This is a genomic window from Gelidibacter mesophilus DSM 14095, from assembly GCF_000423005.1.
Lineage (GTDB): Bacteria > Bacteroidota > Bacteroidia > Flavobacteriales > Flavobacteriaceae > Gelidibacter > Gelidibacter mesophilus.
Genome location: NZ_AUHD01000005.1, coordinates 16,045 through 29,884, shown reverse-complemented (window position 1 = coordinate 29,884; position 13,840 = coordinate 16,045). Strand labels below are relative to the sequence as shown.

General features: G+C 32.8%; 18 protein-coding genes and 1 tRNA gene. 12 read left to right on the top strand and 7 right to left on the bottom strand.

Going from position 1 to position 13,840, the window contains the following annotated elements; translation table 11 throughout:
- Nucleotides 1-148: 148 nt before the first annotated feature.
- The gene (locus G525_RS0105535) at nucleotides 149-424 is read right to left on the bottom strand and encodes a hypothetical protein (protein ID WP_027125270.1); all 276 of its coding nucleotides are present in this window, start codon (nucleotides 422-424) and stop codon (nucleotides 149-151) included.
- A 235-nt stretch (nucleotides 425-659) separates the two neighbouring features.
- Here G525_RS0105535 and G525_RS0105530 point away from each other — a divergent pair, with 235 nt between their 5' ends.
- From G525_RS0105530 to G525_RS0105495, 7 genes are all read left to right on the top strand, one after another.
- Complete coding sequence (locus G525_RS0105530; RefSeq protein ID WP_027125269.1) at nucleotides 660-2,159, top strand: WG repeat-containing protein; 1,500 nt, start codon at nucleotides 660-662, stop codon at nucleotides 2,157-2,159.
- A 166-nt stretch (nucleotides 2,160-2,325) separates the two neighbouring features.
- Nucleotides 2,326-3,465: a DUF2971 domain-containing protein gene (locus tag G525_RS0105525; RefSeq protein ID WP_027125268.1), complete on the top strand. Its 1,140-nt coding sequence runs from the start codon at nucleotides 2,326-2,328 to the stop codon at nucleotides 3,463-3,465.
- A gap of 387 nt (nucleotides 3,466-3,852) precedes the next feature.
- The gene (locus G525_RS20350) at nucleotides 3,853-4,482 is read left to right on the top strand and encodes a recombinase family protein (RefSeq protein WP_051209816.1); all 630 of its coding nucleotides are present in this window, start codon (nucleotides 3,853-3,855) and stop codon (nucleotides 4,480-4,482) included.
- A 196-nt stretch (nucleotides 4,483-4,678) separates the two neighbouring features.
- Entirely contained in the window at nucleotides 4,679-5,176 is a 498-nt protein-coding gene (locus G525_RS22220) for a hypothetical protein (protein WP_157491889.1), read from the top strand.
- Nucleotides 5,177-5,185: 9 nt separating this feature from the next.
- The gene (locus G525_RS22215) at nucleotides 5,186-5,350 is read left to right on the top strand and encodes a hypothetical protein (RefSeq protein ID WP_157491888.1); all 165 of its coding nucleotides are present in this window, start codon (nucleotides 5,186-5,188) and stop codon (nucleotides 5,348-5,350) included.
- A 6-nt stretch (nucleotides 5,351-5,356) separates the two neighbouring features.
- Complete coding sequence (locus G525_RS0105500) at nucleotides 5,357-6,199, top strand: pPIWI-associating nuclease domain-containing protein (RefSeq protein WP_027125265.1); 843 nt, start codon at nucleotides 5,357-5,359, stop codon at nucleotides 6,197-6,199.
- Nucleotides 6,200-6,332: 133 nt separating this feature from the next.
- Nucleotides 6,333-6,701 (top strand): hypothetical protein, encoded by a 369-nt coding sequence (locus G525_RS0105495; RefSeq protein ID WP_027125264.1) that lies wholly within the window; start codon nucleotides 6,333-6,335, stop codon nucleotides 6,699-6,701.
- A gap of 26 nt (nucleotides 6,702-6,727) precedes the next feature.
- Here the strand turns inward: G525_RS0105495 and G525_RS0105490 are convergent, their stop codons facing one another.
- The 6 genes from G525_RS0105490 to G525_RS0105465 all read right to left on the bottom strand — a co-directional run bounded on the left by G525_RS0105490 (nucleotide 6,728) and on the right by G525_RS0105465 (nucleotide 9,570).
- The gene (locus G525_RS0105490) at nucleotides 6,728-6,976 is read right to left on the bottom strand and encodes a hypothetical protein (protein WP_027125263.1); all 249 of its coding nucleotides are present in this window, start codon (nucleotides 6,974-6,976) and stop codon (nucleotides 6,728-6,730) included.
- Between the two features lie 5 nt (nucleotides 6,977-6,981).
- Nucleotides 6,982-7,290, bottom strand: coding sequence for a hypothetical protein (locus G525_RS20345; protein ID WP_027125262.1), 309 nt, complete (start codon nucleotides 7,288-7,290; stop codon nucleotides 6,982-6,984).
- Between the two features lie 216 nt (nucleotides 7,291-7,506).
- On the bottom strand, nucleotides 7,507-8,445 hold the full coding sequence (locus G525_RS0105480) for a HipA domain-containing protein (protein WP_027125261.1): 939 nt from the start codon (nucleotides 8,443-8,445) through the stop codon (nucleotides 7,507-7,509).
- Nucleotides 8,438-8,770: a HipA N-terminal domain-containing protein gene (locus tag G525_RS0105475; protein ID WP_027125260.1), complete on the bottom strand. Its 333-nt coding sequence runs from the start codon at nucleotides 8,768-8,770 to the stop codon at nucleotides 8,438-8,440. Before G525_RS0105475 ends, G525_RS0105480 begins: the two co-directional genes overlap by 8 nt.
- Nucleotides 8,757-8,978, bottom strand: a complete 222-nt coding sequence (locus tag G525_RS0105470; RefSeq protein WP_027125259.1) for a helix-turn-helix domain-containing protein — start codon at nucleotides 8,976-8,978, stop codon at nucleotides 8,757-8,759. Before G525_RS0105470 ends, G525_RS0105475 begins: the two co-directional genes overlap by 14 nt.
- 518 nt (nucleotides 8,979-9,496) lie before the next feature.
- A tRNA-Arg gene (locus G525_RS0105465) sits at nucleotides 9,497-9,570 on the bottom strand.
- A 150-nt stretch (nucleotides 9,571-9,720) separates the two neighbouring features.
- Here G525_RS0105465 and G525_RS0105460 point away from each other — a divergent pair.
- From G525_RS0105460 to G525_RS0105440, 5 genes are all read left to right on the top strand, one after another.
- Entirely contained in the window at nucleotides 9,721-10,356 is a 636-nt protein-coding gene (locus tag G525_RS0105460) for a Crp/Fnr family transcriptional regulator (protein WP_027125258.1), read from the top strand.
- Between the two features lie 57 nt (nucleotides 10,357-10,413).
- Nucleotides 10,414-10,974: a YeeE/YedE family protein gene (locus tag G525_RS0105455; RefSeq protein WP_027125257.1), complete on the top strand. Its 561-nt coding sequence runs from the start codon at nucleotides 10,414-10,416 to the stop codon at nucleotides 10,972-10,974.
- Between the two features lie 89 nt (nucleotides 10,975-11,063).
- The gene (locus G525_RS0105450) at nucleotides 11,064-11,477 is read left to right on the top strand and encodes a DUF6691 family protein (protein ID WP_027125256.1); all 414 of its coding nucleotides are present in this window, start codon (nucleotides 11,064-11,066) and stop codon (nucleotides 11,475-11,477) included.
- A gap of 1 nt (nucleotide 11,478) precedes the next feature.
- Nucleotides 11,479-12,270: a sulfite exporter TauE/SafE family protein gene (locus G525_RS0105445; RefSeq protein ID WP_027125255.1), complete on the top strand. Its 792-nt coding sequence runs from the start codon at nucleotides 11,479-11,481 to the stop codon at nucleotides 12,268-12,270.
- Nucleotides 12,271-12,421: 151 nt separating this feature from the next.
- A complete protein-coding gene (locus tag G525_RS0105440) occupies nucleotides 12,422-13,828 on the top strand; it encodes an MBL fold metallo-hydrolase (RefSeq protein ID WP_027125254.1) in 1,407 nt (468 codons plus the stop codon).
- Nucleotides 13,829-13,840: the final 12 nt, after the last annotated feature.

Below are 13,840 nucleotides of genomic sequence, written 5' to 3'. Positions count from 1 at the left end.
GTAAACCCATTGGCATGATAATAGGGTTCATATTCTCCATCAATGGAAAAAGTAGCGTTAAAATGTTTTTGCAGCCTTTCCTCGATTTCGTCCTTTTGTTTCCTTAAAACAGTTGAATAGCACATATGTAAATATAATATTCTTAAAATTAATATTCAGATTTTGATTCGCTCAACATATACTTCAGAACGTTTTGGGGAGTGTTTTCCATTGTCTGCCTGTCCAATAGTTCTTTTAGAGTGTGGATCCTGATGTCTAACGTATATTTCCTGTCGTGGCTTCGCTCATTGTCATTGAGCTTATAAAGTTCTTCCAATTTCGCCTCCAGTGAAATTATATTGAAAAGCCTGCGATATTCATTGACATCAATATGCGGAATGCCTTGGTTTTTTATTACTCCAGCGAAATATCTCGTAAACTTCATATTGCAAAACTATAAAGACTTTCAATTGAACATTGCCAATGATTGTAGATTTTTGGTTCTTTTCCAAAGTAACCCAAAACTGCTTAAGGTCAACGATTCGAAAATTAATGATATAAAAAGACTTGAAAATAGATTATATTGCTAAGTCAATTAAGCCGTTAAAGATGCTTACAGACTGCCTAATTAAGGTCTTATTAGTCCATTTAGTACTGGTATTAACAAGTTATAACCAATTATGAAAAACATCATCAAAACAATAATAATTATAGTTTCAGTTGGATTTTTAACATCTTGTGATGAAACAGGACAATTCAATAATGGCATGGCAACAATCCAAGATTTCTCTTCAAATAAATATGGTTATATTAATGAAAGTAAGGATTTAGTAATTGAAAAAAAATATGACTGGGCGGGAAATTTTTATTCTAACTACGCAGTTGTAGAGTTAAATGGAAAAAGAGGAATAATAAATAAAAACGGAGAAATTCTTATCCCTTTAATTCATGATAATGTTCAGCATATTTTTGAAGTCAAAGATGAATCAGCTATCTACACTTCAGATTATGGCGTCTACAGTTCAAATTATTTTGAAGTAACTGAGAATGGAAAAAGTGGTGTCTTCAATTTTAAAAACCAAGAAATTATTCCAACTATTGCATTTGGAAGTATAAAAATTATTGGAAATAAATATTTTAAAGTAAAATTAAATCAAAAAGAAAATTCAATTTGTCTTTTTAATAATGAAGGAAAGCAAATAACCGAAGCTGAATTCAGTTCTGTTTCAGATATCGTAAATAATTATGCGATTATGCTAAAAAAAGAAGAAAATCGATATTCTACTAACGTGTCTTATAAAATTTATGATTTAGAAAACTCTAATAATAAGATAAATAAGCTTCGATTTTATGACTATATAAAATCACTCAATTCAAGTAACAGAAATTATGAATTACTTTTCCAAATTAGTGATGGGGTTTATCAAGATGCTGTTGTAGATTATTTAGGTAACATAGTTATTCCTTTTGGTAAATATAATACCATTTGGAATTATGGAGATGAACTATACTCTGTATGGGTTAAAGGAATGCAAAGTGGTTATGCCGACAAAAATGGAAATCTTGTCATTAAACCAATTTTTAATAATGCAGAAAAATTTGAGAATGGAAAAGCAAAAGTAACTTTAAAAGAAAAAACTTTTTATATAGACAAGAATGGTAATTGTGTAAAAGATTGTCCAACACAAAAATGGCTTGATTTTCATAAAGTTTCAAGCTTTAAAATTAATAGTTCTCTTTATGCACAATTAATTAAAAAAGGGCTTCGTGAGAGTAAACAAGAAGAATATTTAACTTCTGTAGAAACATTTAGCAAAGCAATTGAAGAAAACCCTTTGGACTATGAAGCATATCACAATAGAGGACTTTCCTACTTAATGTTAAACGAACTCGATAAAGCAGAACAAGATTTTGATAAATCAATACAATACAATCCGACTTATAGTGATTCTTACTATTTAAGAGGAAACTTACATCAACTTAGAGGAAGTTCCTATTCTGCAATATCTGACTTTGAGAAAGCAATTGAACTTAATCCATATAACACGGATTCATATCTGAAATGTGCAATAGTTTATGGAAAACAAGGAAACAGACAAAAGTCTTGTCAATATATGAAAAAAGCTTGTGAATTAGGAAATTACGAGGCTTGCTCTGGATATTCAAGATTTTGTGAATAAAAATAACTGGTTACAAGAGTGTGTATAAGCAAGGGCTTATTCTCGTCTACTTGAAAAATCCTGCGGATTTTCCTCTGGCAAGTAACTGTTTGAAATTGTTCATGACCAACCACGCCACTGCTCATACACGTAGACTATATGACCAGCAAATTGTAAAAAAGAAACTATGAATAAAAACATTCCAAATATAAATCTCAACGATTTTACAAATTTAAATTATCCAAAGAAGATGTATAAGCACTATTCGTTGAATGATAATTCGGTAAATGTTTTAACCGGTAAGGAAAATCCATACTTATATTTTTCACATCCAAATCAACTTAATGATATTCTTGATGGAAGTATGCTTTTATGGGATTTTAAAAATTTAAATCAAAAATACTTTTCACTCATTTTGCAAGGAATATATAAATGTTTAGGGATAAGCAATAAAGATTTTATTGAACAATTTACAAACGATAAACTTTTTGAATCATATCAAAAATCAAAAAATGTGAATTTTGAAGATTTAAAATTGATGCTCTCGTTTTTAAATTCTTTCAATACAGGGGTTTTATCATTAACAGAAAATTGCGATAATAATTTAATGTGGGCTCATTATTCATATGATGATGGTTTTGTTCTTGAATTAAATATTAATAAATTATTAGAAAGTCTCAAGCTTAATGTTAAAGACTCTTACATCTTTCCAATAACCTATAAAAAGAAATTATATTCAATTGACATTTCAAAATATATAAAGTTCAAAAACAATGAATTAAGTATGATAGAACCCGTATTATACTATATTTCCACAAAGTATAAAGCTTGGAAATATGAAAAGGAATGGAGAGTTTTAATAACCAAAGATAAACTTGGGCATTCTAGAGATAAATTAGATTTTATTACCCAAAAATTAAGAGACAAAATATTTGATCAAGATGTTCCAACAAAACAAGATATATTCCGAACAGACTCAAGAAAGATTGATATTAAAAAAGAAACTATCTCTAAAATTATTTTAGGCCCATATTTTTTTAATAATTTATATTTTTCAGAAATTTGTGAAGAGAACAATAAAGTTTTCTATTTATTTAAAACATCAGCTGAAATAACAGAAAATGCTTTTCAAAAACTTCAACATTTTTTAATCCTTGTCAGGGAAATAAAGGAAAACTATAACGATAGAATTCAACAAATTGGAATTGCAAATAAAACTAGTGTAAATGGAGACATTTATATTAAAAGAAAAGTTTGTTTTAACATTAAAATTGTAGAATTAAATAAATTTATGATGGCAATCGAAAAATCAGAAATCGAAATTTGAAATAATAATGCCTACAACAAACATGTGTATAAGCAATGGCTAGTGCTCGCTTACTCGTAAATACATGTTTGTAATTGTCAGTGCCATACCACGCCATTGTTCATACGCGAAGCCTACATAGACCGAATTCCTTCAAAAGCACTGCTCACTATGTCTTTTATCAAAACGCGCTGACCTTAAGTAAATAATCAAAAAGCGCTATGGCTATCGACTAGAGCTTTCATTTAATAACTATGGTTTACTATAACGATAGTTTTGATAAACTATATTTAAAGCCTGATTATTTAAAATAGATCTACAGTTTTTAAAGAAAAAATAGTGTACATTGTGGTTTACATTTTAATTTAGTTTACTATCTTTTTATACACGTTTTAATCTATACTATTTATGGTATTTGGATATGCACGAGTTTCAACAACCGAACAAAATATTGAATCCCAAAAAACAGAATTACTTGCTTTAGGTTGTGAGAAATTATTTCTGGACAAAGCTTCAGGGAAAGATCTCGAACGCGTTGAACTAAACAAGCTGATGGAAGTATTAAGACCGAAAGATGTTTTAATAGTTCTTAAATTGGATCGTTTAGCACGAAGTTTGAAAGACCTAATTTTCCTTTTGGACGAGTTTGCACGCTTAAAAATAGTCCTAAAAATAGGGGAATTGAATTTTGATTTCTCAACGGCTGAAGGAAGATTTATAGCAAACGTCTTTGGAGCTGTAGCCGAATTCGAAAGAGAACTTATAAGAGCTCGGACTATCGCAGGTTTAAACTATGCCAGATCTCAGGGAAGAATTGGCGGCAAACCAAAAGGGCTATCTGATACGGCAAAATTATTGGCCAAGGAAGCCTATAATTTAAGACTAAAAGGATTAACCGCAGATCAATTATTAAAAGCAACCGGAATAAAAAGCAAAAGAACTTTGTATAAATATATAAGGTTTGAAGCAAAAAGAATTAGCGAAAAGGAAGGAATCCCATTAAATGATAATGGTCTGGAGTTATTAAAGGTTGAATGATTTTAATTTAGAATGAGATTGATCAAATCATAAAAAGATTTGAAATTAGATTATATTGCTAAGTAAATTAAGAGCAAAAAGATGCTAATATACTCTCAAATTAGGGCATTATTAGTACGTTTAGTACTAGCATAAACAAGTTGTGGTGCATACGAAAAAATAAAATGACGGAAAAATTTAAACTACGAATGGATATATGATTACATTTTCAATAATAGTTGGTTGCATTATTCTTTTTAGTTTAATATCGAGAATAATAGGCCCGATAATTTTAAACATTGTAGGATTACCAGGAGCTTTAATCGGATTAAAATCTTTTGACAAAAAGGAAATAAAATATATAATCGGCAGTATAATTTCTGGAATTGGACAGTCATATTTATACATAGCTTTTATGATATATATTATCAACTTCTCAAGGTTATTAATAGATGTAACAGGTGTAAATAAATATTTTATGTGGACAATTTGTTTCATATTACTTATCGGAACAATTCAACAAATTCGTCACAAAGGAAAATTAGAATTTAATCAAACCCAAAAGGAAACTGACAGTTACTATGAAAACCCTCAATTAACAGGATTATTGATAACTGAAATAGTGGCCTTTATTGGATTTTTTGCAATTGTATTTTATCCAAACATGATAGATCCAATTTGGACTTGGGTTGATTCAATTCCATTTCCAATTTAAGATTATTGAATGAATAATATAAGAAACAAAGGGGGAAAGTACGCACCACAACAAGCCGCATATAAGCTATGGCTTGGTCAGTCCACACTTGGAAAATCCTGCGGATTTCCCAAAGCCGGTTTTTATTTGGAAAGGTTTGACGAAACACGCCACAAATCATATACAGAACGTTAGCTGCATATGAAAAAAAAGGACGTAAATGAACTTCGAATTATTTTAGAAACAGAATTTCAAAAGAATCTGTTAGATTCAAGCATCGATAATCTGAATGACCAAAACAACAAATTAAGGTTTAACAACTTCGCTTATAGCATAAGAGAATTATCACGACATATTTTGCATTCTTTATCACCAGATAATGATGTTAGAAATTGTAGCTGGTACAAGAATGAAACTCAAACACCAAATGGAATTTCGAGAGGACAACGAGTAAAATATGCAATTCAGGGAGGACTTGAGGACAAGTTTGTAGAGCAAGAAATAATGGAAATTGAGGAAATTAATGACTTGAAAAAAGACATTAAAGATTCAATAGAAATTTTAAATAAATATACACACATAAATCAATGTACTTACGACATTGAAAGTAGCCAAATAGAAATATTCTCTAAACAGATAATTGGAGCTTTTTCAACTTTTGCAAAGACAATTAATGAAAGTAGAGAACTGATTATTAATCAAATCGAATATAAAATAAGTAATGAATTTGTTGAACATTCTATTTATGCAAATATTGATGAAATTAGTCTTTTGTCCACTCATCACTATTTAGAAGAAATAACGCCTGATTTTATAAAAGTTCTGAAAATTGAAAGTAAAATTATTAAAATCGAGGTTGATGGAACTGTTGATGTTAGATTACAATGGGGTTCAAATAGGGATTTAGATAAAGATATTGGTGCCGAAACGCACACATCATTTCCATTCTGTAGTTTATTGAACTTGGAAATAGGAAAAAAGTTATTAGATTCTAAAGTAACAATAGAGGAATTTAATGTAAACACAGATGATTGGCATCAGTAAATACTACAGTTGATACCGTGTATAAGCAATGGTTGGTCCTAGCCTACTTGGAAAATATCCTGCGAATTTTCATTTATACATAATGAATCTGATTAAGAATATAATTTTTATATTATAGGTTATTTCCAAACAAATGAAATATCCAAATAAAAAACAACGAGAAGCCATAGCAACAATCATTGCGGACCTTCCAGAAGATCAGCGTGAAGAACGCGCTAGGCTACTTCGTTTCGCCCTTGTTTCTTATATGTATCACAAAGAAACCGAGATCCTAGAACCTACAAAAACAGATTTTGAAGAATGGTTAATTGCATTACCTAAAGACACTAGAAATAACATGGAAAATTTAGGCTTTGAATTATGCAAAGACATCATTTCGTTTAATCGTTATGTATTGGAAAAAAATGATATTGGCATGAGTGAATGGATGAAAAAGCATCTTAGTGAAGATGATCATATTGCATATTGCAAACTTATTGAAGATAGAAAAAAACTCGATTAAAACTACTTCTAGGATTCTATTTGTCTTTAAACATTTAGTTTAAAGTCATCAATCTGGTCAAAAATATTTATCTGATTTGGCGCAATATAGTTTTTACACTCTGGATTACTTTCTTCCTTAAAAAGGATATTAAGCGCATTATGAAGCTTCAATAATACATCGCGATCTTCCTTATTTATTTCTACAGGTTCATTAAAATCAAACAAGTAATTATTAATATTTCTAACCTCAATTATAATTGTTTTAGGCGTGATTTTAAATTTGACGATATCCATAATTATTATTTCTTAGGCACCTCTTTTATTTCACCATTCTTTTTCTCATAGCGAGAAATATAATCTTCAAAAGCATTATTTACAACATCTTTTATGAGAGCTCGATCCCAATAAGCCACGGACTTTAATTTCTCCAGTAAATCCTCATTTACTATAAAAGTAGCTCTGGTTTCTTTTTCCTTGGTACCAATTTGAGAAGTCTCTGTAATTTCTTTTTTTGGTGCTTTTGGTTCTACATTCTCTGTAGATTGTTCCGGCTGTTTAGTTTCACCCAACAACGAATTTAAACCACCTGAAAAACTTTTCTTTGCCATAACTTTTAATTTTATGTTCACTTAGTAATATATGTTTACTCATATTACTAAGTCTACGGGTTCTCTCGAGACTTGGACTTCCGGCTCATTTTACAATCAAACTAAATTTGTATATAAAAAATTCAGTACAATGATTAAGTTATATTGAATTTAAAAAATCAACGACGAACAAACTGCGTTTGAAATATTCTAAAAAGATTACAACTTTATTACTTCTCAAAAAATCTCATTTAAAATCTGATATTTATTTTCTAAACTGGAAATATAATTACGCTGCATATCCTCACTTAAAAACGACATTTTAATCAAAGCTAAAGCATCATCTTCCAATTCCTTGAAGCGTTTAAAAACACCTTCAATTTGCTTTTTAGACAAGCCTAAACCTATTCCAAAGTCAAAGAGTATTTTCTTGGTTATTTTTTTCTTTTTCCCAGCAATAGTTAACGCTAGTTCTTCGGTATCTTCAGGATTCACAATGGCAACATTCAATAAATCATAAGCAGGAGACAAAGCCCAACCATAGGATGTTTTTAGCATGGAGAAGTTCTTTAAATGCATATCGTTATTTCCTGTTAAATAACTAAAAACAGTCAGCTCGTAAAACCGAAGTACATCTAAAAACGTGTTATCAGCATAGGCATGAATCGCTTTACCTATTCGTTCCATAGAGCCGCGGTACTTATCGAAAGCTTCCACTACTTGAAACATATCAATCATATGGATTTTAGATCCATCTTCATTTCTATCAATCCGTTTTGTAATATAGGACAACTCACCTGACGCCAACCTGATAAGGGAATGTGGTACAACATCAATATTAAATAATTGCGCCATGTTCATCGTCAAATGTTCATTGGCAGGCATTTCTGGATAATCTTCGGAAGGCGGTTTAAAAATATAATTTCCACCCAACGCCCCAACTACAGTTAAACGTTTGTCCTTTTTATTATCGGCAATCAAGGACATAGAAAGTTTAGGTTGAACACCAGGAACAGAAACGCTGCGTTCCACAACTTGTAGTGCCAATTGCGACATTTCTTTTAGAGAATATTCTATTGTAGGAGGGTTTTCAACACCAAAAAAAGCAAGGCTACATTCAGCGTGAAAATCATTACCTGATACAACGTCCTTATAACAATATAGACACTTACTCATCTTTCATTTGTATTGGTTGAACACTAACAGCACCTATGCAATTTTGACAACAAGCTAATATCAATCCCATGCGATCGTTGGTATTTATTTTCCAATTTTTTGATGCGATATCTAATAACCACCCTTCAGGAATTAAGCCTTCAAAAAATGGAAATAATCGTTTATCCTTATACTCTTTTTTTCGCACAGGCATAGTAAACGTTATGAATTGAGTGGGATATTGATTGACATAATCATCATCATACTTAAATATAAATTCTCCATCATCCGTTTCCGTTAACGTTCCACAAAAGATAGTTCCGTACTGGATTTTAGCTTGTCTCATCTTCTTTTATATCTTTAAAACTAACAGGCACCAATCTATGCCCAAACATCTTTAAAACTTGGTTTACCTTATCAAGATTCAAATTTGTTTTATTCTGTTCTATTTTTCTGATTACAGTCAATGCCACTCCTGCCCTATCAGCAAACTCTTCTTGAGTGAGATTAACTTCTTTCCGCCGTGTTTTTACAAAATCCGCCAATTCTTCCATTATATGTATTTGCGTATAATTATGCACAAAAATACAAAATTATATGCAATAACATACAATTAATATAAAATGATAGACACTATATGTTATTGCATATAACTCTATGATTTTTTTAAACTTTATTTAAAGCATTAATAGCTACTCAGATCAAAGTCCTTTTATGAGTACATAAAATGCTTTTTCTTTCATCAGCTCTCTAAAAAAGATGTAGTAAGTGTAGTAAATGCAGTTCTAAAAACAAATAATTATTTTACAGTAGACGGATTAGAAGATGGAAAAGCAGGAATATAATATACATTTTCATTCACCAGCTCTCAAAAAGATGTAGTAAGTGTAGCAAATGTAGTTCTAAAAAAAAAGAATTATTTTGCAATCCATTATTGCAAATTGGAAAAGTCGAGAATATCAGGGAATATAAAGAGTAGTGTGAACAGTCATAATTCTAAAAAGTGTGAATATAGTGTGAATATGAAAAATAAAAAAGGGTCTCAATCTCTTGAAACCCTTATAAACACTAGTGACCTCGACTGGATTCAAACCAGTAACCTCTTGAGCCGTAATCAAGTGCGCTATTCAGTTGCGCCACGAGGCCTAATTTTACTTCAATTAACTTGCGAGTTACCATTCGAGCAGTTGCCATCTGGACTGCGCAAGGCCTTTTAAAGTGGCTGCAAATATAACACTTTTATTATTTTAGTACCAAACAATTTATTTCAAATTTGTAAATGTTTATTTTTGGCTTATGATACAAGAAAAATTATTAGCGCAGTTCCATCAGCAATTTGATAATACGGTCGTTCAGAGCATCTCTGAATATGGCATTATTAAACACTTTAAAAAAGATGATATTATTATGGATATAGGGCAGGATCTCACCCACGTCCCTTTATTGTTAGAAGGCAACATCAAGGTGCTAAGAGAAGACAGCAATGATAACGAACTTCTCTTATATGTTTTGGAAATGGGAGATACCTGCTCTATGTCATTGACTTGTTGCATGTCAAGATCCAAAAGCAAAATCAGAGCGGTTGCCGATAAAGACTCTAGTGTCATCATGATTCCTAACGACAAAATGATGGAATGGTTCCATAATAATGAAATTTGGCGGAACTTTATTTTAAACAGTTATCAAATCCGCTTTAATGAAATGCTCGAAACCATAGACACTTTGGCCTTTATGAAGATGGACGAGCGCCTCTTTAAATACTTAGTGGATCATGTAAAACTTAATGCTTCTTCTACAATTTCCAAAACCCATCAGGATATTGCCGAAGATTTAAATACCTCACGCGTCGTTATTTCAAGAATTTTGAAACAATTGGAAAATGAAAAAAAAATCGCGCTTAGTCGGAACAAAATTGAGGTTCTCGAATTTTAAGCATGAATTATTCGTACTCCACATTTACTACCCTTACATTTGCAAAAATTTAATTTAATGGAAACTATTTTACAACCTTGGCCATGGTATGTGTCAGGACCGTTGCTTGCCATGATCATGTTTATCCTTATCTATTTTGGAAAAACCTTTGGCATGTCCTCTAACCTCAGAACATTCTGCACGATTGCAGGTGCAGGTAAAAAAACCAAATTTTTTGACTTCGATTGGAAATCCCAAAAATGGAACTTAACGGTTGTTCTAGGAGCCGTCATCGGTGGATTTATCGCTCATTTCTTACTTTCAAATCCTATTGATATTGATTTAAATCCTGTAACTGTTGAAAATCTGTCACAGCTCGGTTTTGATAACGCAGGGAAGAGCTTATTACCGCCGGAACTATTCAGCTGGGATGCTGCTTTCAGCCTTAAAGGATTGGCCATTTTAATTGTTGGAGGTTTTCTGGTCGGATTCGGCACCCGTTACGCTGGTGGCTGTACCTCAGGGCACGCCATTACGGGCTTGAGCAACCTACAACTGCCATCTTTAATTGCAGTAATTGGATTTTTCTTAGGTGGATTGATTATGATTCATTTATTATTCCCTTTAATTTTTGGTTAACAGAAGCTGTCATTTTGCAAATCCACATTTAGCTGAAAAGTTGACGCTGGCATTGCTTCTGACATTCAAAAAACATTAAACACACACAAATGAAATTTTTAAAATTTTTACTCGTTGGAATTGTCTTTGGAATCATTCTGGTGAAATCAGAAGCGGTTTCCTGGTATCGCATCTATGAGATGTTTCGCTTTGAATCGTTTCACATGTATGGCATTATTGGTACTGCTGTTGGTACCGGAATCATATTAATGTTAATAACGAATAAATTCAAGTTTAAAAATATTGAGGGCAACTTGATGAGCGTTCCTGATAAAGATAAAGGTTTAACGCGTTATATTTTGGGAGGCACTCTCTTCGGATTGGGATGGGCGCTATCTGGTGCTTGTCCGGGACCCATGTATATCTTGGTTGGAACAGGCGTTTTTACGATGTTAATCGTTATTTTAGCGGCTGTTTTAGGCACTTACGTCTACGGCGTCCTAAAGGATAAATTACCGCACTAATATGGATTCGGCACACCTTATAGGATATACTGGAGCTCTTATAGTGGGACTCGTATTAGGCCTTATCGGTGGCGGTGGTTCTATCTTGACCGTTCCAATTCTGGTGTACCTGTTAGGCTTTAATCCGATTATTGCCACCGCGTATTCCTTGTTTATAGTTGGCTCTTCCTCATTGGTTGGCACCATCCAAAAACATAAGAAAAAGCTGGTGGATTTTAAAACGGGCTTGATTTTTTCATTCCCCTCTTTTATAGCCGTTTATTTAACCAGAAGGTATTTAGTTCCGAGCTTGCCCGGTACTTTTTTCAGTGTTGGTGATTTTATACTTACAAAAGAAATTGCCGTCATGCTCTTTTTTGCGATTATCATGCTGTTATCTTCCATATCCATGATCAAAACTAAAAAAGAGGTGGTCACTACAACCAAAACCCAACCTTATTATATCACGTTTATTCAAGGCCTTGTTATTGGCACAATCACGGGTCTTATTGGAGCTGGTGGCGGATTTCTATATGTACCAGCCCTAGTATTATGGGCAAAACTTCCTATGAAAAAAGCCGTTGGAACATCATTAGTAATTATAACACTAAACTCACTTATCGGATTTACAGGTGATATCCAAAACATTGATATTCAATGGCCATTTCTTTTAACCTTTTCTGCAGTAACTATCATAGGCATTATTTTAGGAGGTTATTTCTCTAAGAACGTTTCCAACCAAATGCTAAAAAAAGGCTTTGGATATTTCACATTGATTATGGCCTGTTATATTATGTATATGGAATTGGCATAAGTCAAGATTACAGAAGTTACAAAATGACATTTATAGGTTTAGTATCTTTGATAAACAAATTAAAAACCATTCCTATTAAAGGGTTTGGAAATATAAAAATGAGATTTCAATCCAATAGTTATATGGATTGAGGAATTAAAAAAAAACATTGATGAAAATTGAACAAATATATACCGGATGTTTGGCGCAAGGTGCTTATTACATTGAATCGGAAGGTGAAGTGGCTATAATCGATCCGTTGCGCGAAATCCAACCTTATATTGACAAAGCCAACGCTGAAAATGCTAAAATAAAATATGTGTTCGAAACCCATTTTCACGCCGATTTTGTTTCTGGACATGTTGATTTGGCCAACAAAACAGGAGCGACCATTGTTTTTGGTCCTGGAGCAGAAACATCGTATGATATCCATACAGCTGTAGATGGTGAAACGTTCAAAATTGGAAAGATCACTATAAAGGTGTTGCATACTCCTGGCCACACCTTAGAATCATCAACTTTTTTACTCAGCGATGAAAATGGAAATCATCATGCTATATTTTCTGGCGACACCCTATTTTTAGGCGATGTAGGACGACCTGATTTAGCCATTAAATCTGATTTAACTAAAGAAGACTTAGCGGGTATGCTTTACGATTCGCTTCGAAATAAAATTATGACCTTGGCTGATACTATTATTGTGTATCCAGCGCACGGCGCAGGTTCGGCTTGCGGGAAGAACTTAAGCAAAGAAACAGTTGGCACAATTGGCGATCAAAAGAAGACCAATTATGCCCTTCGGGCGGATATGACCAAAGCAGAATTTGTAAATGAAGTTTTGGACGGAATGCCGCCACCACCACAATATTTTGCAAAAAATGCCCTGATGAATAAAACAGGGTATGAAGCATTTGATCAGGTTCTAGAAACAGGAAACGTCGCTCTTAATCCTGACGATTTTGAAGCAATGGCCAACCACGAAGAAGCGTTGGTTTTAGATGTGAGAACACAAAGTGATTTTATAGAAGGTCATATTCCTAATTCTATATTTATCGGTTTAGATGGTCAATTTGCCCCTTGGGTAGGTGCCTTGATTACTGATTTAAAACAACCTTTGATTCTTGTAGTGCCGGAAGGACGTAGCGAAGAAGCCGTGACCCGTTTATCTCGCGTGGGCTATGACAATACGCTCGGCTATTTGAAAGGTGGTATGGATGCTTGGAAAGCGGCTGGAAAAGATGTGGCTACTCTAGAATCCATTTCTGCAGAAGCATTTGCGGAAAAAGCAAAATCAGAAGAACTCAATATTCTTGATGTTAGAAAAGATGGGGAGTATAAATCGACGCATTTAGAAGGCGCACAACATTTCTCACTAGACCTTATCAATCAAAATATGAACCAAGTGGACAGCAAAAAAACCTACCACATCCATTGTGCTGGTGGCTATCGCTCGGTCATTGCAGCATCAATTTTAAAAGCCCGCGGATTTAATGATCTAGTGGATATTGCTGGTGGCTATTCCAGCATTAAAGAAACAGATTTGCCGAAGACGGAATTTGTGTGTCCGTCGACTTTTTAGAGTTGGCTCGCA